A 21,227-nucleotide genomic window follows, 5' to 3' on the forward strand; every position below is an offset into this window, starting at 1 on the left:
CAATCTCCCACCGTCGATGGCACCGGCTTGCCAATCGTCATTTCCCGTGAGCCGCTTGGCCTGCAAGCACACAGAGCAACTCAAACATGATTGACACGCCAACCCATGCGGTTCCTCCCGCCGGGTCAAAAGGCGGCGAGACTTCGACCAGATCCGCGCCGATCAGGTTCAGGCCCTGCAGCTTGCGGACCATTTTCTGGGCTTCAAATGTGGTGAAGCCGCCGATTTCCGGCGTGCCAGTGCCGGGTGCAAAGGCGGGATCAATGCAGTCGATGTCGAAGGTCACGTAGGCCGGCTCCTGACCGACAATGCCACGTGCCTCTTCCATGATGTGGTCCAGGCCGACGTCGTGGAACTCCTCGATGGTGACGATACGGATGCCCTGCTCGATGCCCCATTCCACGTCATCGCCGCCGCGGGTGCCGCGGATGCCGATCTGGATCATCCGCCTGGGGTCCAGCAGGCCTTCCTCGATGGCGCGGCGGAAGGGGGTGCCGTGGGTGTATTTGCAGCCGTTGAAATACTCGTCAAACAGATCCGTGTGGGCGTCGAAATGGATCACCCCCACCGGCCCGTCCGAGGCCAGCCCGCGCAGCACGGGAAGCGAGATCATGTGATCGCCGCCCGCCGTCAGCGGCACCACGCCCTTGGCCTTCACCTGGTGAAAGTAATCCGTCACCCGCTGCAGCGTGTCCATGGTGTCGGCCGGGTTCACTGGACAGTCGCCCAGATCGGCGCAGTTCGCGGCTTCGAAAGGCTTTATCTTGGATACCGGGTGCATGGCGCGGATCATGGTGGAATAGTCGCGCAGCTGGCGCGGGCCGTGGCGCGCGCCGGGGCGGTTGGTGGTGCCGCCGTCCCAGGGCACGCCGACAAGGCCAATGTCCACTTGCGAAATTGCCTCGTTGCTCAGCTCCAGATGCGGCAGCCGCATAAACGTCGGGATGGACGCAAACCGCGGCACTTCCATCGCCGAAACCGGCTGGAAGGACATTTCTTTGGTACTCATTTCAACTCCGATAGTTATTCGCCCTCTTCTGGGGCATGTTTTGGTCAGACCAGCGGGCGTCAGCCGCCGGAGCGTTCGCTCCAGGTTTCCAGAAACTGCTTCAGGCGTGCGCTCTGCGGGTTCTCGAACAGTTCCGCCGGGGGGCCGTGCTCGACCACCACACCCTGGTCCATGAACACCACCCGGTCGGCGACACGGGCGGCGAAACCCATCTCATGCGTTACGATCACCATGGTCATGCCGTCCTTGGCGAGCTGCTGCATCACGGTCAGAACCTCGCCAACCAGTTCCGGGTCCAGGGCCGAGGTCGGTTCGTCAAAGAACATGATGCGCGGCGCCTTGGCGGTGGCGCGGGCAATGGCGACGCGCTGCTGCTGGCCGCCGGACAGCTGGCTGGGGTAGTTCTGCGCCTTGGCCTCCATGCCGACCTTGGCGAGGTTCTCCAGCGCGATCTTTTCGGCCTCGGCCTTGCTCATCTTCTGGACCACACGCAGTGCTTCGGAAACATTGCCGAGCGCCGTCATATGCGGCCAGAGGTTGAACTGCTGGAACACCATCCCGACGCAATCGCGCACCACGTCGGTTTCTTTTGGAGAGGCAGGTTTGCGCCCTTCCGGGCCGTCCTTGTAGCCCAGAAGCCGGCCCTCAATCAGCACATCGCCTTCGTCATAGACCTCAAGGAAGGCCATAGAGCGCAGGAGCGTGCTCTTGCCCGATCCAGAGGGGCCGATGATGCAGATCACTTCCGACGGGCTGACCTCCAGGTCGATGCCCTTCAGCACCTCCAGCTGGCCGAACCGCTTGTGCAGCCCCTTAACGGAAACCGCGGGAGTGGCTGTAACAGGTTGTTCAAACATCAGTGTTTCACCTTCTTTTCAACCCAGGCGCCGGCGGCGGCAATGCCTTCGATCAGGATCCAGTAGATTGCGGCGGCGGTCAGATAGGGTTCCATGGTGGCAAAGGTCTCGTTGACCATTTGGGTGGTGTTCTTGGTCAGTTCGGCCACGGTGATGATCGACAACACGGCCGATTCCTTCACCAGCAGCACCAGCTGGTTGGTCAGCGGCGGCACGATCAGCATCAGCATCTGCGGAATGCGGATGCGCAGGACGACCATGGCGCGGCCGATGCCCAGCATCCGGGCCGCTTCGATCTGCCCGTGCGGGATCGACTGGAAGCCAGAGCGGAAGATCTCTGCAAAGTATCCACCCGCGTAAATTCCCAACCCGCCGACGCCGACCACCTCGGCCGAGAACGTGAGGCCGATGGACGGCCCGCCGTAGTACATCAGGAACAGAAGGATCAGGATCGGCGTGCCGCGCATCACCTCCACATAGATCCGGCAGGCAGCGCGCAGCACGGCCCAGCGGGACAGGAGCCCAAGGGCGGCAAGCAGGCCCAGCCCCATGGCAAGAACGGACGCCAGGCCGCAGATGATCAGCGTGGTCATCGCCCCCCGCAGCAAGAGCGGCAGGTATTTCAGAACAAGGTCGAATTCAAACTGCATGGGCCAGCTTCCTTTCGCTCTTGCCGAGGTGGCGTTCGAAATAGCGACCCAAGGCAGCTAGGCTGACGGTCATGATCAGAAACATCAGCATCGCCAGGAAATAGACTTCGAACGGGCGGTAGGTGGTGGCGACCACCTGCTGGCTGGTGCGCAAAAGCTCGGTCACCGCGATCACTGAGATCAGCGAGGAGTTTTTCAGGATCGAGATGGTTTCATTGACCAGCGAGGGCAGCACTAAGCGGAACATCTGGGGCACCAGAATGTTCTTGCGGATGGTGAAGGTGGAAATGCCCAGCATCCGCGCGGCCTCCACCTGGCCCCGAGGGATGGCCGTCAGCCCGCCACGGTAGATCTCGGCTTGGAAAGCGGCGGTGTTCATGGTCAGCGCAATGACGGCTGCGGCCAGGGGGGGCACGTCGATACCCACCATCGGCAGGAAATAGAAGATGATCAGCAGCTGGATCAGAAGCGGCGTGCCGCGCCAGATGCTGCGGTAGAATTTCGAGGCGATCCGGATCACCGGATTTGCCGAGATCAGCCCAAAACACAGGGTCAGGCCGACAAAGATCCCCAGCACTATGGAGATCAGCGAAAGGGAGGCGGTATAGGCCGCCCCCCTCAGGAGGTCATCCCAATGGTCGCTGAGGATGGACAGGAGGGAGTTCATTATCTTGGAGTCCTAGGGCCCTAGGCGATCAGTGCTCGGGGCGCTGCGGCGCGCCTTCTGGCAGCGGCATAGGGGCGCCGAACCATTTGGTCTGCAGCTCGGCCAGCTTGCCGTTCATCTGAAGTTTTTCGAGGCCTGCGTTCATGAACTCCGCCAGCGAGGCGCTGTCTGCGTCCTTGCGGGCCACCCAGCCGTAATAGCTTTTGGGGCCAATTGTGCCGTCGACCACCTGGAACAGATCGGGCCGCGCACGCTGCGCTTCCAGCAGGTTCGGCAGACTGTTGGCCACCGCTTGAATGCGGCCTGCCGCAAGGTCGGCATAGGCCTCGTTATAGTCCACGTAGGTCTTGATGGTGATCGGCGTGTCCAGCGTCTTGGAGTATTCCTCCAGCGTCGCCTGATGCACAGTGCCCGCCTGGGTGCCGACCGCAAGGCCTGCGATTTTTTCCGGGGTTTCAATTCCGTCGGTACGTTTCAGCTTCATCACCGCCATGGTGGCGTCGGCAATGGGGCGGGACATGTTGTATCGGTCCCAGCGTTCGGCGGTAATCGTGACCGAGGTCACCACGTAGTCGAACTTGCCGGCTTCCAGACCGGAGAGGATACCCTGCCACGGCAGGTCCAGGCGTCTGAAATCAACACCCGGCAGGTCCTTCATGATCTCTGTCATGATATCGGCGGAATAGCCGACGATCTTGCCGTCTTCGACAAATTCAAACGGCGGGAAGCGGCTTTCGGTGCCGGCCACGAACTCGCCGCGCTTCTTGATATCGGACAGAAGGTCCGCCTGCGCTCCGGGCGCAAGGGTAAGGGCCAGGGCCGCGGCGCCGAGGATGGATTTGAGGGTCAGTGCTCCAATACGCATAAATATCTCCCTGCTGCTGGAAAGCCGCCCCGGTTTTCCGGGTCCGGCATGAGTCTGCCTCAGTTCTATGCGCGCCCAAAATATTGACAAATCCCAAGTTAATGAAGTTCACTCCGGAAATTCTGATATGAAGGGAAGGGCGGCAGTATGCGCGTCAGTAGCAGTGATATTAACAGCCTGAACGTCTTCCGCGTGGTTGTGGAAAGCGGCGGCTTCACCGGTGCACAGCATTCGCTCAATATCAGCCAATCTTCGGTCAGCGCACATATTGCCGGCCTTGAGGAACGGCTAGGCTTCCGGCTGTGCGAAAGGGGCCGCAGCGGGTTTTCGGTGACAGAGAAAGGCGCGCAGGTATATGCCCAGGCCCGCAAGATCTCGCATCTGATCGACGAACTGTCGGACGAACTGGGCGAGATGCGCAACCAGATCACCGGACATCTGAAATTCGGCATGATCGACAACACGATCTCGGATCCGGGCCTGCCGCTCTACCGCGCCGTGCGCAGCTTCGTGAACCGGGCCCGCAATGTGGAATTCGACCTGCGCGTCGGCACGCCCCGAGAGCTGGAGGCTGCGTTGCTAAGTGGCGATCTCAACATGGCTTTAACTTCTACCGGGCAGCAGGTGGAAAGCCTGACTTATGAACCTGTTTATGAGGAGATGCAGTCGCTCTACTGCAGTGTTGATCACCCGCTGTTCGACATGCCGGAGCCGAAGCTGGCGGATGCCGAATGCCACGCTTTTGTCGCTCGCCGCTTCGGCCAACTGATGGAGCTGCGGCCGTTTTCAAAACCCAAGGTGGCGGCCAATGCCTCCAACATGGAGGCGCTGGCGGTTTTCATTCTCAGTGGCCATTATATCGGTTTTCTGCCACGCCATTACGCAGAGCGTTGGGTGCAGGCGGGCAAGATGCGCCTCTTGCTGCCGGAGGAAACGTCGTTCAATACGTCCTTCTTCCTGGTCACTCGGAAGGACGCCCGCATGTCGCGTCTGTTGTCTGCTTTTGCTGATGACCTATTTGCGTGCATCAAAATGCGGCGGGCTGATACCTGAAAGCTGCACTTGGTAGTGGCCGTTTCGTCCTGCTCCTCGGGCGTTGCCCATGGAAACATCCCCGCATCGTGCCTGTCGGTCGTAATGACTGACTGTGTGATGGTCGACTGATCTGACTGGGGCTGGTCGGTTTGTTTGTGCATGGCTGGCCTTGGAAGTTTTTCCCCTTGCTTCACTGGCGAGTGGGAGTTCACTAGTAACCCCTGTCGCAGCAGAGAGACCCTGTGAGACTTTGGGATTGTGCTATGCAACAACTGGTGCACCATGAGTGGAGCAAAATTGAGTCCTAGTTGATTCTGCGAAGTCTACACCACCCCTTCGCGAGGGAAACGGGTTGATCGCGCAAACTTTTGGGCAAATAGAGCAAAACTATGCGCGAGTGCCGCACAATGTTATAGGTGCGTACCCGAGAATTTTCCCAATGAAATCAATTGGCGGGGCGCAGTTTTATGGGTGATCCTTCACCAGCCCACCCACAGCAGCAGCCCGCCCAGGGTTACAAGCGCGATGGAGTTCTCCTCAAAAAACCGTTTCTTCGGCCCGTAGCGGCCCAGCCGCGGGCCCAGAAAGACAGTTGCCACCAGCGCGGTCCAGCCTCCGACGCTGTGCACCACCGTCGCTCCGGCAAAGTCGATGAAGCCGGCCTGCCGCAACCAGCCCGCCTCGTTCCAGATCCAATGGCCGGCAACCGGATAGATGAAGGCCCCCAGCATCACTGACATCAGCATGTAGCCCAGGAACCTCTCCCGCTCGGCCACGGCGCCAGAGACAATCGTAGCCGCAGTGGAGGCAAAGGCCATTTGAAACAAGAAGAGGGCGGCGGAATGGCCCGCGGAATTGTCGAGCCGGGGCCAGAATCCGCCAGCCCCGAACAGGCCGCTGAAGCTGGGCCCGAACATCAGGCTGAAACCGGTCAACCAGAAGGCAGTGCTGACAACGCAGACATCCGAGAGGTTCTTGAGCGCAACATTTGCCGCGTTCTTTGCCCGCACGGTTCCGGATTCCAGACATAGGAAACCGGATTGCAGCACCAGCACCAGAAGCGCGGAGATGAGTATCCAAACTGCGTCGGCCTCAGACATGAAATTACCCTCATGAGGAGATAAAATACATGCTTGAGGAGTATAATGCGTCACGAAAATCAATAATTGGTTTCTGCTGGCAGTCTTGGTAAATCCGGCTGCTGCGTTTTGCCGCCGGTCTGGCTTCACTTTTTTCAGCGCTCTTTCCAGCTGGAAGAATTGCGGGCACATCAGAGCATCTCAGTTCAGGGGCAGATTGACAGTTCTTTGTTCTATACTGGCCGCTGAAGCCCCTTTGGGTATCACCTGTGCTGCAGCCTTCAAATGCACCGCTGGCGCAGGCGGTAGTTTGCTCTTGGCCAACTGCTATGCGCCTTCTGAGTGGCCAAGCAAAGCAACCGCTCATGCGCTGCAATGCAGTGGGACCTTTTCCTCAATTCCAAATATGCGTCCGCAGTGCCTAGGGCGTCTTTATGGATGCAGCTGCGCTGTTCAAAGCATCAAGCAATAACGCGACCTGAAAATGCATTGCCCGCAAAGTTTGCCATTGCTTCTTGCTGAAACAGGCCGTTGTCGGCAGGTCCAGCCTTCTGGTTCATTTCAGAACCACTGCCCAGGTTCCATCAGCCCCAAGTCAAGCAATTGACGCGAGTGCCATTCGAACGGTGCCGAATTGTGCCAGCGGAAGGTTTCGATATCAAAGGATGAACCCGGGTTGCGCTTGAGAGCCTTGGCGGTGCGGAAAGAGCAGACAGCAGCGGTTAGGTTGTGATGCCAGGGGCAGGCATAGGTGTTGTATTCCTGATCGTTGAAGGTGTGATCCGGCTGCAATTGCAGCCCCGGCTTGGCCCGGAACAGTGAAATCCGGTCGATCTTGCGGCTGGCGGCGGGGATGTGCTCTTCAAACCGCCAGCGCACGCCGCCGAAAAAGTCCAGCTGCCGCTCGCGCGGGTGGCCTGTCGCCGGATCCTTGCGCGACTGGGCATAATAGCCTGATTTGTCGAGATAGGCTGCCTCCAGCGATACCGCACTGGGGCTGGCGCCAAGATCACCCGCGTATAGGTCGATGACATAGGTGAGCATCGCATCGCGGCGTTCTTCTGTATGAAAGGAAAGCATCTCGCCGACACTGCGGGCTTCGCAGAACGGGTAGAACAGGTATTCCGCGTTATAGCAGTAATACAGCCAGCAACCCGATTGCGTGGCGGCGATCACCGCATTGACGGCGCCGGCCACGGCCCTCTCCGGACCGCAGTCAAACGGCACCCGGTGCACCTTGGCGCGCACGTCCTGCGGTAAATCAAAGGCGTCCGGCATCAGTGCCACGACCGCCTTGAAGCCGCTTTGCAGGTGGTGGCGCAGGGTGGTGGCAACCTCCACCTCATCTTCGATGAAGATCAGCGCAACCGGCCCCTTTGCCAGCAGCGCCTTTCCTTCCTTCAGGAAATCCTGCAGTGAAGAATACATCATGCCGGTCTGCCCTGCCTTTCTGGCCTTTGCTGCCAAAATCGGGTAAATCCCGCTGCATTGCAAGCCGCGGCAATTGCCTGTATGGCAAGCCGCTGTTTACCCACCCTGGCTGGAAGGCTGACCTGTATGAGCGCCCCGAAGAAGCTGTTTATCAAGACCTATGGCTGTCAGATGAATGTCTATGACAGCGAACGTATGGCCGAGGCGCTGGGCGGTGAGGGTTATGTTGAGACCAAATCGGCAGATGATGCCGACATGATCCTGCTCAACACCTGCCACATCCGGGAAAAGGCCGCGGAGAAGGTTTATTCCGAACTGGGCCGTTTCAAAGGCCTGAAAGCGGAGAAGCCGGATCTGAAGATCGGTGTTGCTGGATGTGTGGCCCAGGCCGAGGGCGAAGAGATCATGCGCCGCCAGCCGCTGGTCGACCTGGTGGTTGGCCCGCAAAGCTATCACCGCCTGCCGGAGATGGAAGCCAAGGCGCGCGAAGGGGAGAAGGTGCTCGATACCGACTTCCCCGAAGAGGACAAATTCGAGAAACTGAAAAACCGCCCCAAGGCCAAACGCGGCCCGACCGCTTTCCTGACGGTGCAGGAAGGCTGCGACAAGTTTTGCGCCTTCTGCGTTGTGCCTTACACCCGCGGTGCAGAGGTCTCGCGCCCGGCAGACCGCATCCTGCGTGAAGCCCGGGATCTGGTGGAGCGCGGCGTGCGTGAAATCACCCTGCTTGGCCAGAATGTGAACGCCTACCACGGGGCCGGCCCCAATGGCGATCTGACCCTGGCGCAGCTGATCTGGGAGCTGGACAAGATTGACGGGCTGGAGCGCATCCGCTTCACCACTTCGCATCCAAATGACATGCAGGACGACCTGATCGAGGCGCATGGCACCTGTGCCAAGCTGATGCCCTATCTGCACCTGCCGGTGCAGGCAGGGTCCGACAAGATCCTGAAGCGGATGAACCGCTCCCACACCGCCGAAAGCTATATCCGCCTGATCGAGCGCATTCGCGCGGCACGGCCCGACATTCTGATCTCCGGCGACTTCATCGTCGGCTTCCCGGAAGAAACCGAAAAGGACTTCCAGGCCACCATGGATCTGGTCGAAGAAGTGAAATACGGCACGGCCTATTCCTTCAAGTATTCCACCCGTCCCGGCACCCCGGCGGCAGAGCGTCCTCAGGTCGATCCGGCTGCGGCTGACGACCGGTTGCAGCGCCTGCAAGCCCTGCTCACCAAACAGCAGCGCGAGGTGCAGGACAGCATGGTCGGCCGCGAGGTTGGAGTGCTGTTTGAAAAGGCAGGCCGCCTGCCGGGCCAGATGGTTGGCAAATCCGATTATCTGCACGCGGTGCATGTTGCAGAATGCAACCGCCAGGTCGGTGATCTTGCACGGGTGCGAATTGTCTCTTCCGGCGCCAATTCTCTTGCGGGCGAACTGATCGGCTAGGGTCGGGCATCGTTATTTCCGCACCGCTGGCGTCAGAGCCGCAAAATTTCAGTGGTTTTGGCACGCGCCGCTAACGGCGGTGGATCGCCTTCATCTCGAACCAATGACGGCGCAGGCCCACTTCCAAGAGGGCTGCGCCACTGACTTGCAGCAGTTTGGGTGTTCGAGGGATCTGGCGGATGTTCCGCCTGACGACAGTACAGAGCGAGGAGGATCGTAAAACACCCCGGGGACTGTTTTCCCGGCGAAACTGCCAAACCAGTGATGTGGCATTCATGGGGTCTGATCCTAACCGGCGCTTGCGGCAGAATCTCTTGGCAGCCTCTGCCTAGGCCACTGATTTCCGGCGGCCTGCCAAGTGCAGGCGGGTCTTCATTGCATCGCTTTCGGGAACAATTTTATTAAAAGGTATTGAGTGTTCCCGGCGAGTGTTTAATCCGTCCGGAATAATTAAAAATTTAGCATGTGTGCTGTATCTCTATCAGGTATTTTGGTTTTTGGGCCTGAACGGTGGCCGCTTGTGCGCGGCAACACCCTGGGGGGATCTTTAGGTGAAGGAATTCTGGTTGTGTTGATACTCAAAGTGAACAAGGCGATTGCGCTGGCTGCCGCTGCCACGGCTGCGCTCGGCATCGCCGCCGCGCCTGTCAGCGCGCAAACCGGGCAGCGGACGATTAAGGGCGAACGCTATGTGCCGACGATCTGGGTGGATCCGGACGGCTGCGAACACTGGGTGATGGATGACGGGGCCGAGGGTTTCATGACGCCGCACGTGACCCCGGACGGCAAGCCGGTCTGCCGCCGCGGGAAAATCTGCGGCGTGATGCCGACCGATCAGTTCTTTGCCACTGACAAGCATTTCATCAATGCCGCGGGCCGCCAGCGCTTGGGAGAATTTTTCCAGCAGGCCAAGGCGAACGGTGCACGGTCTTTTGTGATCGCCGGCCATACCGACAGCCGTGCCTCCGATGAATACAACATCCGCCTGTCAGAGCGCCGTGCCAATGCTGTGGCCAAGGTTGCCCGCTCGGTGGGTGCCCGGATCAACGATATCCGTGCCTACGGCGAGCGCGACCCGCGGGTTCCTAACACCAGCGCAGCCAATATGGCGCAGAACCGCCGTGTCGAAATCTATTGCCTGCGCTGAGGGGAGAGGAATCATGAAAACAGTGAAAACAGCCGTTCTCCTTGCCGCGGCCGCAGGGATTTCCGCCTGTACTCCGGCAGTTGACAAGACATCAGACGGGCATGTCGCGGATGGCAAATCCCTGCATTTGTCCAATCTTGAGGCCGGCATCTGGGTCGATCCGCAGGGTTGCGAGCATTGGATCATTGATGATGGCCTGGAAGGTTATGCCGACCTGCGGCGCACGCCGGACGGCAAGCCGGTCTGCAACAGCGACCTGCCGCGAAATGTGGCGACCGGTCCGTTCAAGGAAGGCTCGACCTTTGAGGACCCGATCTGAGGCTTGCGTTCAGCTAGAATTGCAGCCGCCCTCCGGGGCGGCTGTTTTGTTTCAATGAAGTGATTTTATACGGCACATGCTTGCGCAAACGCCGTGGCGGAGGCAGACTGAAAGGGCAACGCCAGATTGAGGAGATCAGCTTGGCCATCAGCGCCCTGAATGACCCGCAGACCCAGACCGCAACCCACGAAGTGCTGCTGGAATTTCCTGACAACCGATTGCTGATCGACCTGTGCGGCGAATATGACCGCAACCTGGCTGACATCGAACAGAAACTGGGCGTGCAGATCGTCCGCCGCGGCAACCAGCTGTCCGTGATGGGCGAGGATTCGGCCCGCGAACAGGCGGCTGGGGTGCTCACCGCGCTTTATGACCGGCTGGAAACCGGCCGCAGTGTCGAAAGCGGCGATATCGACCGCGAGTTGCGGATGGGGCCGGACACCGACGAAGCAGAACCCGACGGCCAGTTGCAGATGTTCCGCGGCGGCCGGGTGGAGATCAAGACACGCAAGAAACTGGTGGAGCCGCGCACCGAGGCACAGAAGGCCTATGTGCAGTCCCTGTTCGAACACGAACTGGCCTTTGGTATCGGCCCCGCAGGCACCGGCAAGACCTATTTGGCCGTTGCCGTGGGGGTTTCGATGTTCATCACCGGCCATGTTGACCGCATTATCCTGTCCCGCCCGGCGGTGGAGGCCGGCGAGAAGCTCGGCTACCTGCCCGGCGACATGAAGGACAAGGTCGACCCCTACATGCAGCCGCTTTACGACGCGCTGAACGACTTTCTGCCAGGCAAGCAACTGGCCAAGCTGATCGAAGACAAGCGGATCGAGATTGCGCCGCTGGCCTTCATGCGCGGCCGCACGCTCTCCAATGCCTTTGTGGTCCTGGACGAGGCGCAGAATGCCACCACCATGCAGATGAAAATGTTCCTGACCCGCCTAGGTGAGGGCTCGCGCATGGTGATCACCGGCGACCGCTCCCAAGTCGATCTACCGCGCGGGGTGCAGTCGGGCCTGGCGGATGCCGAGCGGCTGCTGAAAACGATCCCCAAGGTCAGCTTCAACTACTTCACTGCCCGCGACGTGGTGCGCCACCCGCTTGTGGCGGCGATCATCGAGGCTTATGACGCGGACTCAGCACCCGCCTGACGGAGAGACCCGCCGGGCTTCATCTTTGTGAAAATACTCCGGGGGTGCGGGGGCTGGCCCCCGCATGTGCAGCCGTACAATGACGCTCGACATCACCATCGAAGACAGCCGCTGGCAGGACGCGGGGCTTGAAGCGCTGGCCGAAGAGGCCATTGCAATTGTTCTCAGGCACTTTGGCCTGGAGTCCGGGATGTGCGAAATTTCGCTCTTAGCCTGTGATGATCCGCGCATTGCGGATCTCAATGCCGAATTCCGCGAAAAGCCGGCCCCCACCAATGTTCTCAGCTGGCCGGCAGAAGAGCTGGCTGCCGAGGAGGACGGCGGCACGCCGCTGCCGCCAGAGGCTGATTTTACTGGAGAAATCCCGCTGGGCGACATCGCGATTTCCTATGATACCTGCGCCCGCGAGGCCGCGGAAGCGGGTAAAGCCCTGGCCGATCACACCCGCCATCTGATTATTCACGGACTGTTGCATCTTTTGGGCTATGATCACATTCGTGACGGCGATGCCGCATTGATGGAAGGGATTGAGGTCCTGCTACTTGGCAAACTGGGTATCGCGAACCCATATATGAGTGAGGACGCCCCGTGACAGGGGCCTTTGGAATGGAAAGATGGGCGACATAGAAGGCAGTTCTAACGCGGCGCAAGGCGCGCTGCAGGACATCAATGGCACGGCGGCGGATGCCCCGGCCTCTGAAAATACCGGATTGTGGACGCGGCTGCGCAGCGTGTTCAGCCCCGATCCGCAGGGCGGCCAGGACACCGGCGGCGAACAGCCTGCCCCGGGCGCCGGGCCGCACGGCATGATCAACCTGCGCCGGATGCGGGTTGAGGATGTCGCCATCCCCTCCGCCGAAGTCGCTGCCGTGCCGGTCACTGTCGCCAAGGATGATCTGGTCGGCATCTTCCGGCAAAGCGGCTTTACCCGCATTCCCGTTTACGAGGGCACGCTGGACACGCCGCTGGGCTTTGTCCATCTCAAGGATTTTTCGCTCACGCACGGTTTCAACGGCGGCGCCTCGGAGTTCGACCTCTCCAAGATGCTGCGCCCGCTTTTGTTCGTGCCGCCGTCGATGCCGATCGGCGTGCTGCTGACCAAGATGCAGGCCGAACGCCGCCACATGGCGCTGGTGATTGACGAATACGGCGGCGTCGACGGCCTCGTTACCATTGAGGACCTGATCGAACAGGTGGTGGGCGAGATCGAGGACGAGCACGACGCCGACGAATTGCAGACCTGGTTCGAGGAGAAGCCCGGCTGCTACATCGCGCTGGCCCGCACGTCTCTCCCGGAGTTCGAGGCTGAGACCGGCCATTCCCTGACCAGCCACGATGACGTGGACGAGGAAGAGATCGACACCCTCGGCGGGCTGGTCTTCATGCTGTCGGGCCGGGTTCCGGCCCGCGGCGAGGTGATCGAACACCCTGAGGGCGCTGAATTCGAAGTCATGGATGCCGACCCGCGCCGGATCAAGCGGCTGCGGGTGCGGCTGCCGGACGCCGCTGCATGATGTCACTGGGGCTGTGGCAGGCCGCGCGCCAGCTCCAGCTGGCCCCGGCGGCGCTGGCCCTTGGGGCCGGTGCGCTGCTGTCGCTGGCGCTGGCACCCTGGCACATGCTCCCCGGGCTGCCGCTTGCCTTGGCCGCGGCGGGCTGGCTGGCCGTTCAGGCAGCCTCTGCCCGAGCCGCTGCTCTGGCTGGATGGCTGTTCGGGCTGGGCTATTTCGCCTTCGGCCTCACGTGGATTATTGAACCGTTTCAGATCGACCCCGACCGTCACGCCTGGATGGCGCCCTTTGCGCTGGTCTTCCTGGCCGCCGGGCTTGCCCTGTTCTGGGGGGCGGCTTTTGGCATCGCTGCCCGTTTCAGCCGCGGTGCGTTGCGCATTCCGATGCTGGCCGCCGTGTGGTCGCTTGCGGAATTCGCCCGCGCCTATCTGCTCACTGGTTTTCCCTGGGCCGCTTTCGGCCAGTTCTGGCTCGATACGCCCGCCGCAAACCTGCTGCCTTGGACCGGGCCGCAAGGGCTGGCGCTGCTGACGCTTGCAGCTTTCCTACCGCTGGGCCTGCTGTGGAAAAATCCTGCCGCGGCTCTGCTTCCGCCGGCGCTGGTGGCAGCAGCAATCCTGGCCGCTCCAGCACCCTCCGCAACAGAGCTGACCAGCAAGACCGTGCGCATCGTCCAGCCCAATGCGCCGCAGAACTTGAAATGGCTCCCGGACCACAGGTGGGAGTTTGTCCGCCGCGCGCTGGCATTTTCTGCTGAGAACCCGCGTCCGGACCTGATCGTCTGGCCGGAAACCGCGGTGCCGCAGCTGCTGAACTATGCAGAAGACACGCTGCAGGTTATCGCCGAAGGCGTTGGCCGCGTGCCGGTCCTGCTGGGTATTCAGCGCGAGGAGGGCGGCGCTTACTACAACTCTGCCGTGCTGCTGGATTCAGACGGCCTGCCGGCCGCAACCTACGACAAGGCGCATCTGGTGCCGTTCGGGGAATATGTGCCGTTCGGCGACTTTATGGCCCGTTTCGGTATCCATGGCTTTGCTTCCCAAGCGGGGGCAGGATATGCCGCCGGACCCGGGGCGCGGCTGCTGGATCTGCCGATCGGCAGCGCCCTGCCGCTGATCTGCTATGAGGCTGTTTTCCCGCAGGATGTGAACGCCGCCGAATCCCGCCCGGACATGCTGGTGCAGATCACCAATGACGCCTGGTTCGGCACCCGCTCAGGCCCCTATCAGCACCTTGTGCAGGCCCGGATGCGGGCGCTGGAGCAGGGGCTGCCAATGATCCGGGCTGCGAATACCGGGGTGTCGGCCATGATTGCGCCGGACGGAACGCTGCTGGACAGACTGCCTCTGGGCGAGGCCGGCTATATCGACGCGGCCCTGCCTGCGCCGCTGCCGCCCACCCTGTACCGCCGGACCGGAGACTGGCCGGTTCTTCTCCTGTGCCTGATCATCGCAGGTGCGGCAATCTTTCTTCCCCGCGCTCTTGCGCCGCGGTCATAGCTGCTTAACTGTACCGGAATATAGATTGACCCGCGCGGATGAGCCGCGTAATGCGGCTTGATACCTGCCACAACGGCTTCCTGGCGTGGCAAGGATGAACCAATGGAGCACTTTTCATGACCCGTATGAACTACACCTTCACTTCGGAATCGGTTTCCGAGGGCCACCCGGATAAGGTCTGCGACCGCATTTCCGATGCTGTTCTGGACGCTTTCCTGGCGGAAGAACCCGAGGCGCGGGTGGCGGCTGAGACCTTTGCCACCACGAACCGTGTCGTCATCGGGGGCGAGGTGGGCCTGTCCGATCAGGACAAGCTGCACGACTACATGGGCAGGATCGACGAGATCACCCGGGCCTGCATCAAGGACATCGGCTACGAGCAGGACAAGTTCCACCACGAAACCGTGGAAGTGACCAATCTGCTGCACGAGCAATCCGCGCATATCGCGCAGGGCGTCAATGCTTCTGGTGAAAAGGACGAAGGCGCAGGCGACCAGGGCATCATGTTCGGCTTTGCCACCAACGAAACCGATGCGCTGATGCCGGCGCCGATCCAGTTCAGCCATGCGATCCTGCGCCGCCTGGCTGAAGTGCGCAAGAACGGCACCGAGCCGGTCCTTGGCCCGGATGCCAAATCGCAGCTGTCGGTGGTCTATGAAGGCGGCAAACCGGTAGGCGTCAGCTCTCTGGTGCTGTCGACCCAGCACTTCGATGAATCGCTGACCTCAAATGACATCCGCGCCATTGTGGAGCCCTACATCCGCGAAACCCTGCCCGACGGCTGGCTGACCGATGCCACCGTTTGGCACGTCAACCCGACCGGCAAGTTCGTGATCGGCGGCCCGGATGGCGATGCGGGCCTCACCGGGCGCAAGATCATCGTAGATACTTACGGCGGCGCAGCCCCGCACGGCGGCGGTGCGTTTTCCGGCAAGGATCCGACCAAAGTGGACCGCTCGGCGGCCTATGCTGCGCGCTACCTCGCCAAGAACGTGGTGGCCGCGGGCATGGCGGAGAAATGCACCATCCAGCTGTCTTATGCGATCGGTGTCTCCAAGCCTCTGTCGATCTATGCCGAAACCCACGGCACCGGAGAGGTCGACCCGGCGGCGATCGAACGGGCAATCGATCAGGTCATGGATCTGACCCCGCGCGGCATCCGCTCGCACTTGGGGCTGAACAAGCCGATCTACCAGCGCACCGCGGCCTATGGCCACTTTGGCCGCGAACCGGATGCCGACGGCGGCTTCAGCTGGGAGCGCACCGATCTGGCCGAGGCGCTGAAGAAGGCGGTTTAAGGCCGAAAACCTGGTAAAGAGCGGGCCGCGCGGCCCGCTTTTTCCGTTTCGGGGGGGGCGTCTGGTTCAGCACATGCGCAATATGCACCTCTCCCGTTGGACCGGCGCTGTGCTGCGGCGCACCGGTCAGCGAATCTGTTGGGGGTGGAGTGAAACGAGAGCCTGCGCCATAGTGCCGGGCAGGGTTCATTCAGCTGCCGGGACTGCAATGCTGCGCGTGACATTTGTACTTTCCTGCCTGCTTCTGGCGTCTGCGGCTGCCGCCAAGGAGGCTTTGCCGCAGAAATTCAGTCTGCTGGGCAAGACGCTGGTCTATGACACCGAAACAGACGTGACAGGCGAACTGGCGGAGATCACCGAGGAGGACGTCTCGCACCTGCGGGATATCCTGAAGAAAAGCCCCGAGATTTCCGAGCTGCAGCTCAACAGCGTCGGCGGCAGCGTCTATGCAGGCGAGGAAATTGCCGGGCTGGTGCTGGAATACGGGCTGGATACGCTCGTCGACGGCACCTGCATCAGTGCCTGCGTGGATGTCTTTCTGGCCGGCGAACGCAGGCGGATGACAATCGGCTCCAGCATCGGGTTTCACCAGCGCAACTGGCCGTCCGAGGCCGTGCATAAGTACTACCGCAGCGAACGCAAGCGCCGCCGCTGGGCAACACCGTTTGAGTTCGGCTCCTGGATTTATGAGGACACCCAGCGCGAAATCTACGAGCATCTAAGCTACATGGTGGCGCGCGGAGTGGATCCTGGCTTTGCCATTGAGACATTGCGCACAGATCCGGACGGGGAGTGGTATCCCAGCCGTCTGCGGCTGATCGCAGCGGGCGTTCTGCGCGAGCTGCGGCCGGGGCAAAACCCCTAGATGGCTTGACCCGCGGGCCTGCTTGCGGCACAGGGGCGGCCAGCCTTTCAAAAAGACGCCTCGAACAGGAGCCCAGACGCATGTCCGGCGACCAGAAGCCCCGCGACGACCAGTCCAAGGATGCCCAGCCTGCCGCAACCAATGCGGCCGAAAAACACGCCAGCGGCGCGCCCTGGCGCAACTTCTACGGCCGCTTCAAGGGCAAGACCCTGAAGGACAGCCAGAAGCGCTATCTGGACGAGGACCTGGCAAGCCTCAGCCCCGGTGCAGTCGGCTGGGATGAAAACCCGGACCGGACCCCGCTGGACCTGGAGGCGCTGTTCGGCGGCAAGGATGTCTGGCTTGAAGTCGGATTCGGCGGCGGCGAGCATCTGGTGCATCAGGCGGTCAGCAATCCGGAAGTTGGCATCATCGGCGCCGAACCCTTCATCAACGGCGTCGCGATGCTCTTGGGAAAGATCCGCAACGCGGGCGCGGATAACATCGCCGTCCATCCGGGTGATGCGCGCGACCTTATGGACGTGCTGCCTGAGGCGTCCGTTTCACGTGCCTTCCTGCTCTATCCCGACCCCTGGCCCAAGGCCCGCCACCACCGCCGCCGGTTTGTGACGCAGGAGCATCTGGAGCCGCTGGCCCGCTGCCTGAAGCCGGGCGCGATCTTCCGCGTGGCGACTGATATCCCCGACTACGTTCGCCAGACACTGGATGAAGTGCCGAAGGCCGGATTCGAATGGCTGGCCGAAGGGCCAAACGACTGGCGCCAGCCGTGGGATGACTGGGTTTCCACCCGCTACGAGCAGAAAGCCCTGCGCGAAGGCCGGTCCCCGCATTACCTGACCTTCCGCCGTCTGGGCTGAGGCCAATTACGCTGGACCGGCCAGATTCAATCCGTTACCGATAGCGCAAACGAACAGACGAACGACCGACAGACGAAGGAAGCCCCATGTCCGGACACGGCACGCCCATCCCGATGACCTCTCACCGTGCTGACGCTCTCAAAGGCGTGGCAGAGGTGCCCGGCGACAAGTCGATCTCGCACCGCTCGCTGATCCTGGGCGCGCTGTCGGTTGGGGAAACCAAGATCTCCGGCCTGCTGGAGGGCGAGGATGTGCTGGACACCGCCAAGGCGATGCAGGCCTTTGGCGCCGAAGTGGTGAACCATGGCGGCGGCAACTGGTCGGTATTCGGCGTCGGTGTCGGCGGCTTTGCAGAGCCTGGCAATGTGATCGACTGCGGCAATTCCGGCACCGGTGTACGGCTGATCATGGGGGTGATGGCGACCTCTCCGATCACTGCGACCTTCACCGGCGATGCCTCCCTGAATAAACGCCCGATGGCGCGCGTGACCGACCCGCTGGCGCTGTTCGGCACCCAGTCCGTCGGCCGCTCCGGCGGGCGCCTGCCGATGACCATCGTCGGTGCCGCGGACCCGGTGCCAGTCCGCTATGTGGTACCGGTTCCTTCGGCGCAGGTGAAATCGGCAGTGCTGTTTGCGGGCCTCAACGCGCCCGGCAAAACCGTGGTGATCGAAAAGGAAGCCACCCGCGACCATACCGAACGGATGCTGGCCGGTTTCGGCGCCGAGATCACCACCGAAGAAACCGAAGAAGGCCGCGTCATCACCCTAACCGGCCGCCCGGAGCTGAAGCCGCAGGTAATTGCGGTGCCGCGCGACCCGTCCTCCGCGGCCTTCCCGGTCTGTGCCGCGCTGATCACCCCCGGCTCCGACGTGCTGGTGCCGAACATCGGCCTGAACCCGACCCGTGCGGGCCTCTACTACACGTTGCAGGACATGGGCGCCGACCTGACGTTCGAGAACATGCGCGAAGAGGGCGGCGAGCCGGTCGCTGATCTGCGCGCCAAATACTCGCCGGACATGAAGGGCGTCGAAGTGCCGCCCGAGCGTGCCGCCTCGATGATCGATGAATACCCGGTGCTGTCGGTGGTGGCCTCCTTCGCGGAAGGAAAGACCATGATGGCGGGCGTCAAGGAACTGCGGGTCAAGGAAAGCGACCGCATCGACGCGATGGCCAAGGGCCTCCGTGCCAACGGTGTTACTGTTGAAGAAGGCGAGGACTGGTGGGAAGTCACCGGCCTGGGCATCGACGGCGTGCCGGGCGGCGGCACCTGCGAGAGCTTCCTGGACCACCGCATCGCCATGTCCTTCATGGTGATGGGCATGGGGGCGCAGAACCCGGTCTCTGTCGACGACGGCAGCCCGATCGCCACCTCCTTCCCGATCTTCGAGACCCTGATGGGCAGCCTCGGCGCCAAGTTGGAGCGCACATGAGCGAAAGCTTCACCATCGCCGTTGACGGGCCTGCGGCTGCGGGCAAGGGCACGCTGTCCAAGGCGCTGGCCGCGCACTATGGCTTTGGCCATCTGGACACCGGCCTCTTGTACCGCGCTGTTGGCGCCAAGATGCTGGACGGCGCGGCGCCGGTGGACGCGGCGCAGAACCTGACGCCCGAAGACCTGGCGCGTGACGACCTGCGCGGTCCGGAAGTGGCGCAGGCTGCGTCCAAGGTTGCGGTGATTGCCGAAGTGCGCGCGGCTCTGGTGGATTTCCAGCGCGCCTTTGCCCGCCGTGCGGGCGGTGCGGTGCTGGACGGGCGCGACATCGGCACAGTGATCTGCCCCTATGCGCAGGTGAAATTCTTTGTCACCGCCAGCGCCGAAGTCCGTGCCCGCCGCCGGTTCCTGGAACTTGCCGCAGCGGGCAAGGTAACGACGCTGGAGGAAGTGCTGGGCGATGTGAAAGCCCGGGACGAGCGCGACACGAACCGCGCTGAGGCGCCGTTGCGCCCCGCAGCGGATGCGATTCTGATCGACACCAGCGATCTGAGCATCGAGGAAGCCCTGGCCAAGGCGATGGCGGTAATTGAAGCCCGCCGCGAGGCGGGCGAAACACTGCCGTAAACACCAGCTTTACAATAAAACCCGCAGCTGACGCAGCAGCTGCGGGCTGAAGGCAGGCAGGACGGAACGTGGGTCTGCCTGCCCTCTGTCAGGCGGGGTCAGAGCGCGCCAACCGCAGTATGCTTGATCTTGCCCCACTGGTTGTCCGCGGTCTTGGCGGTGCCAGCCACGTCTTCCAGGAAGGCGGCGCGGGTGGCAGCGTTCAGGAACAGGAACAGCTTGCCGTCATGCACCAGGTACTGGTCCGGGTCGCCGTCGAATTTCTTTCCCACCGACACGCCGTAGGAGCAGAAGCCGCCGTGCTGGGGCAGGTATTTCGACGGGTTGGCCTCGAACGCGGTCTTGTTTTCCTCAGACGCGAAGTAATAGGAGGCGCCGTCCACGGTGGCCGTATAAGTCGCCATGCCCTCCACTGGGTTGCGGCTGTCCAGCAGCGCCACCAGATCGACTCCATGGGCTGCCAGCGGCGCACCGCCGGCTGAGATGCCGTTGGAAACGTTGATCTCATCCGCGGCATAGGCCGGGGCCGCCAGCGCAGCAGAAAGCGAAATCAGAGCGGTTGTCAGAAGCGTTTTCATGGTTTTCCTCATCAGGTTCAGGTGTGCAAACAGGCTCTGCGGCCCGGTAGACTGAAGTTAGATCCGCTGGGTTGAACGATTAATCTCTGTTCGTCCCGTTGATTTTGCAGATCGTTCCAAATCGCTCCCGCCTCCCAACTGCTGCGGTTCACTCATCTGTGCATGGCAGCTTGGGCAGGAGCGCATTAGCCTGAGAGTGGATGCTGAGGGGAGGTTCTTTCATGACTTGGCTGCGAGCAATTGCGATGGCTTGTGTTCTGGCGGCGCCTGCGATGGCGCAGGAAACGGGCAAGGCGCCAGAGCCGCCGATGACCTATGAGCGGCTGGGCCGGATCCTGTTTGCGCTGGACGGCAACACGCAACCGGTGGGGCCAGGGTTTCAGCTGACCATTTCCGGGGTGCCGATGCTGGTGGTCACCGATCCGGCAGCGGACCGGATGCGGGCGATGGTGCCGCTGCGCCCGGCCGAGGGGCTGACGGCGGAGGAACTGATGCGGATGATGCAGGCCAATTTCGACACCGCACTCGATGCGCGCTATGCAGTGGCCAAGGGGCAGCTGTGGGCGGTGTTCATCCACCCGCTGTCGCCGCTCAAGAAAGACCAGCTGATTTCCTCGCTAGGCCAGACAGTGAACATCGCCCGCACTTATGGCACGCTCTACACTGGCGGGGCCTTGCAGTTCGGCGGCGGTGACAGCCCGGGGATCCAGCGGCAGCTGATCGAGGAGCTTCTGGACAAGGGCGAGGAGATATGAGGCTCTCTCTGCTGATCTTCAGGCGGTGATTCCGCTCATTTCCCTGGTACGTTTTTCGCCGCGAAATGGCGGAATGGGAATGAATTTCGTCACCTGAGAACTGCAATAATATGCGCCAAGTCGCAAGGGGACGCATATTTTCG

At 61.7% G+C, this 21,227-nt stretch carries 21 protein-coding genes, 1 pseudogene and 1 riboswitch; of the genes and pseudogenes, 14 read left to right on the forward strand and 8 right to left on the reverse strand.

Annotated elements, in window-relative coordinates:
* Positions 1–37: 37 nt before the first annotated feature.
* The 5 genes from speB to AC58NV_RS16150 are packed head-to-tail and all read right to left on the reverse strand — an operon-like array spanning position 38 to position 4,048.
* Positions 38–1,009 (reverse strand): agmatinase, encoded by a 972-nt coding sequence (gene speB / locus AC58NV_RS16130; protein ID WP_497228023.1) that lies wholly within the window; start codon positions 1,007–1,009, stop codon positions 38–40.
* A gap of 59 nt (positions 1,010–1,068) precedes the next feature.
* Positions 1,069–1,866: an amino acid ABC transporter ATP-binding protein gene (locus tag AC58NV_RS16135; RefSeq protein WP_497228024.1), complete on the reverse strand. Its 798-nt coding sequence runs from the start codon at positions 1,864–1,866 to the stop codon at positions 1,069–1,071.
* The gene (locus AC58NV_RS16140) at positions 1,866–2,516 is read right to left on the reverse strand and encodes an amino acid ABC transporter permease (RefSeq protein WP_497228025.1); all 651 of its coding nucleotides are present in this window, start codon (positions 2,514–2,516) and stop codon (positions 1,866–1,868) included. The genes AC58NV_RS16135 and AC58NV_RS16140 overlap by 1 nt, the downstream gene beginning before the upstream one ends.
* Positions 2,506–3,183, reverse strand: a complete 678-nt coding sequence (locus tag AC58NV_RS16145; protein WP_497228026.1) for an amino acid ABC transporter permease — start codon at positions 3,181–3,183, stop codon at positions 2,506–2,508. Before AC58NV_RS16145 ends, AC58NV_RS16140 begins: the two co-directional genes overlap by 11 nt.
* A gap of 28 nt (positions 3,184–3,211) precedes the next feature.
* A complete protein-coding gene (locus AC58NV_RS16150) occupies positions 3,212–4,048 on the reverse strand; it encodes a transporter substrate-binding domain-containing protein (RefSeq protein ID WP_497228027.1) in 837 nt (278 codons plus the stop codon).
* A 147-nt stretch (positions 4,049–4,195) separates the two neighbouring features.
* Between AC58NV_RS16150 and AC58NV_RS16155 the strand changes: the two genes are divergently transcribed.
* The gene (locus tag AC58NV_RS16155; protein ID WP_497228028.1) at positions 4,196–5,101 is read left to right on the forward strand and encodes a LysR family transcriptional regulator; all 906 of its coding nucleotides are present in this window, start codon (positions 4,196–4,198) and stop codon (positions 5,099–5,101) included.
* Between the two features lie 464 nt (positions 5,102–5,565).
* Here the strand turns inward: AC58NV_RS16155 and AC58NV_RS16160 are convergent.
* Both AC58NV_RS16160 and AC58NV_RS16165 read right to left on the reverse strand, forming a co-directional pair.
* Positions 5,566–6,183, reverse strand: a pseudogene (locus AC58NV_RS16160) (ammonium transporter); the annotation flags it as partial.
* A 540-nt stretch (positions 6,184–6,723) separates the two neighbouring features.
* On the reverse strand, positions 6,724–7,593 hold the full coding sequence (locus AC58NV_RS16165) for a glycosyltransferase family protein (protein WP_497228029.1): 870 nt from the start codon (positions 7,591–7,593) through the stop codon (positions 6,724–6,726).
* A gap of 126 nt (positions 7,594–7,719) precedes the next feature.
* On the opposite strand from AC58NV_RS16165, the gene miaB reads away from it, so the two are divergent.
* The 12 genes from miaB (at position 7,720) to AC58NV_RS16225 (ending at position 19,751) form a co-directional block, all read left to right on the forward strand.
* Complete coding sequence (gene miaB, locus AC58NV_RS16170) at positions 7,720–9,042, forward strand: tRNA (N6-isopentenyl adenosine(37)-C2)-methylthiotransferase MiaB (RefSeq protein ID WP_497228030.1); 1,323 nt, start codon at positions 7,720–7,722, stop codon at positions 9,040–9,042.
* Positions 9,043–9,613: 571 nt separating this feature from the next.
* The gene (locus tag AC58NV_RS16175) at positions 9,614–10,189 is read left to right on the forward strand and encodes an OmpA family protein (RefSeq protein WP_497228157.1); all 576 of its coding nucleotides are present in this window, start codon (positions 9,614–9,616) and stop codon (positions 10,187–10,189) included.
* A gap of 13 nt (positions 10,190–10,202) precedes the next feature.
* On the forward strand, positions 10,203–10,508 hold the full coding sequence (locus AC58NV_RS16180; protein WP_497228031.1) for a hypothetical protein: 306 nt from the start codon (positions 10,203–10,205) through the stop codon (positions 10,506–10,508).
* 140 nt (positions 10,509–10,648) lie between these two features.
* Entirely contained in the window at positions 10,649–11,659 is a 1,011-nt protein-coding gene (locus tag AC58NV_RS16185) for a PhoH family protein (protein WP_497228032.1), read from the forward strand.
* Positions 11,660–11,738: 79 nt separating this feature from the next.
* The gene (gene ybeY / locus AC58NV_RS16190) at positions 11,739–12,251 is read left to right on the forward strand and encodes an rRNA maturation RNase YbeY (RefSeq protein ID WP_366662716.1); all 513 of its coding nucleotides are present in this window, start codon (positions 11,739–11,741) and stop codon (positions 12,249–12,251) included.
* Between the two features lie 22 nt (positions 12,252–12,273).
* Positions 12,274–13,173 (forward strand): hemolysin family protein, encoded by a 900-nt coding sequence (locus AC58NV_RS16195; protein ID WP_497228033.1) that lies wholly within the window; start codon positions 12,274–12,276, stop codon positions 13,171–13,173.
* The gene (gene lnt, locus AC58NV_RS16200; protein WP_497228034.1) at positions 13,170–14,669 is read left to right on the forward strand and encodes an apolipoprotein N-acyltransferase; all 1,500 of its coding nucleotides are present in this window, start codon (positions 13,170–13,172) and stop codon (positions 14,667–14,669) included. The genes AC58NV_RS16195 and lnt overlap by 4 nt, the downstream gene beginning before the upstream one ends.
* A gap of 61 nt (positions 14,670–14,730) precedes the next feature.
* Positions 14,731–14,779, forward strand: a riboswitch (SAM-SAH riboswitch).
* Positions 14,780–14,785: 6 nt separating this feature from the next.
* On the forward strand, positions 14,786–15,967 hold the full coding sequence (metK, locus tag AC58NV_RS16205) for a methionine adenosyltransferase (protein WP_497228035.1): 1,182 nt from the start codon (positions 14,786–14,788) through the stop codon (positions 15,965–15,967).
* 208 nt (positions 15,968–16,175) lie between these two features.
* Entirely contained in the window at positions 16,176–16,832 is a 657-nt protein-coding gene (locus tag AC58NV_RS16210) for a COG3904 family protein (protein WP_497228036.1), read from the forward strand.
* A gap of 80 nt (positions 16,833–16,912) precedes the next feature.
* Positions 16,913–17,689, forward strand: coding sequence for a tRNA (guanine(46)-N(7))-methyltransferase TrmB (gene trmB, locus AC58NV_RS16215; protein ID WP_497228037.1), 777 nt, complete (start codon positions 16,913–16,915; stop codon positions 17,687–17,689).
* An 86-nt stretch (positions 17,690–17,775) separates the two neighbouring features.
* Positions 17,776–19,122 (forward strand): 3-phosphoshikimate 1-carboxyvinyltransferase, encoded by a 1,347-nt coding sequence (gene aroA, locus AC58NV_RS16220; RefSeq protein ID WP_497228038.1) that lies wholly within the window; start codon positions 17,776–17,778, stop codon positions 19,120–19,122.
* Positions 19,119–19,751, forward strand: a complete 633-nt coding sequence (locus AC58NV_RS16225; protein ID WP_497228039.1) for a (d)CMP kinase — start codon at positions 19,119–19,121, stop codon at positions 19,749–19,751. The genes aroA and AC58NV_RS16225 overlap by 4 nt, the downstream gene beginning before the upstream one ends.
* A gap of 98 nt (positions 19,752–19,849) precedes the next feature.
* On the opposite strand, the gene AC58NV_RS16230 is transcribed toward AC58NV_RS16225, so the two are convergent.
* On the reverse strand, positions 19,850–20,329 hold the full coding sequence (locus AC58NV_RS16230; protein ID WP_497228040.1) for a YHS domain-containing (seleno)protein: 480 nt from the start codon (positions 20,327–20,329) through the stop codon (positions 19,850–19,852).
* A 221-nt stretch (positions 20,330–20,550) separates the two neighbouring features.
* Between AC58NV_RS16230 and AC58NV_RS16235 the strand changes: the two genes are divergently transcribed.
* Positions 20,551–21,084: a hypothetical protein gene (locus tag AC58NV_RS16235; RefSeq protein WP_497228041.1), complete on the forward strand. Its 534-nt coding sequence runs from the start codon at positions 20,551–20,553 to the stop codon at positions 21,082–21,084.
* Positions 21,085–21,227 lie beyond the last annotated feature (143 nt).

The sequence above is a fragment of the Leisingera sp. ANG49 genome (genome assembly GCF_059694505.1).

Bases quoted from the DNA above. Each gene is read 5' to 3' on its own strand.
- miaB (WP_497228030.1), top strand. From the start codon at position 7,720: ATGAGCGCCCCGAAGAAGCTGTTTATCAAGACCTATGGCTGTCAGATG.
- AC58NV_RS16180 (WP_497228031.1), top strand. From the start codon at position 10,203: ATGAAAACAGTGAAAACAGCCGTTCTCCTTGCCGCGGCCGCAGGGATT.
- AC58NV_RS16195 (WP_497228033.1), top strand. From the start codon at position 12,274: ATGGGCGACATAGAAGGCAGTTCTAACGCGGCGCAAGGCGCGCTGCAG.
- AC58NV_RS16150 (WP_497228027.1), bottom strand. From the start codon at position 4,048: ATGCGTATTGGAGCACTGACCCTCAAATCCATCCTCGGCGCCGCGGCC.
- aroA (WP_497228038.1), top strand. From the start codon at position 17,776: ATGTCCGGACACGGCACGCCCATCCCGATGACCTCTCACCGTGCTGAC.
- AC58NV_RS16235 (WP_497228041.1), top strand. From the start codon at position 20,551: ATGACTTGGCTGCGAGCAATTGCGATGGCTTGTGTTCTGGCGGCGCCT.
- ybeY (WP_366662716.1), top strand. From the start codon at position 11,739: ATGACGCTCGACATCACCATCGAAGACAGCCGCTGGCAGGACGCGGGG.
- AC58NV_RS16210 (WP_497228036.1), top strand. From the start codon at position 16,176: ATGCTGCGCGTGACATTTGTACTTTCCTGCCTGCTTCTGGCGTCTGCG.
- trmB (WP_497228037.1), top strand. From the start codon at position 16,913: ATGTCCGGCGACCAGAAGCCCCGCGACGACCAGTCCAAGGATGCCCAG.
- AC58NV_RS16140 (WP_497228025.1), bottom strand. From the start codon at position 2,516: ATGCAGTTTGAATTCGACCTTGTTCTGAAATACCTGCCGCTCTTGCTG.
- AC58NV_RS16165 (WP_497228029.1), bottom strand. From the start codon at position 7,593: ATGATGTATTCTTCACTGCAGGATTTCCTGAAGGAAGGAAAGGCGCTG.
- AC58NV_RS16155 (WP_497228028.1), top strand. From the start codon at position 4,196: ATGCGCGTCAGTAGCAGTGATATTAACAGCCTGAACGTCTTCCGCGTG.
- AC58NV_RS16135 (WP_497228024.1), bottom strand. From the start codon at position 1,866: ATGTTTGAACAACCTGTTACAGCCACTCCCGCGGTTTCCGTTAAGGGG.
- speB (WP_497228023.1), bottom strand. From the start codon at position 1,009: ATGAGTACCAAAGAAATGTCCTTCCAGCCGGTTTCGGCGATGGAAGTG.
- metK (WP_497228035.1), top strand. From the start codon at position 14,786: ATGACCCGTATGAACTACACCTTCACTTCGGAATCGGTTTCCGAGGGC.
- AC58NV_RS16225 (WP_497228039.1), top strand. From the start codon at position 19,119: ATGAGCGAAAGCTTCACCATCGCCGTTGACGGGCCTGCGGCTGCGGGC.
- lnt (WP_497228034.1), top strand. From the start codon at position 13,170: ATGATGTCACTGGGGCTGTGGCAGGCCGCGCGCCAGCTCCAGCTGGCC.
- AC58NV_RS16145 (WP_497228026.1), bottom strand. From the start codon at position 3,183: ATGAACTCCCTCCTGTCCATCCTCAGCGACCATTGGGATGACCTCCTG.
- AC58NV_RS16230 (WP_497228040.1), bottom strand. From the start codon at position 20,329: ATGAAAACGCTTCTGACAACCGCTCTGATTTCGCTTTCTGCTGCGCTG.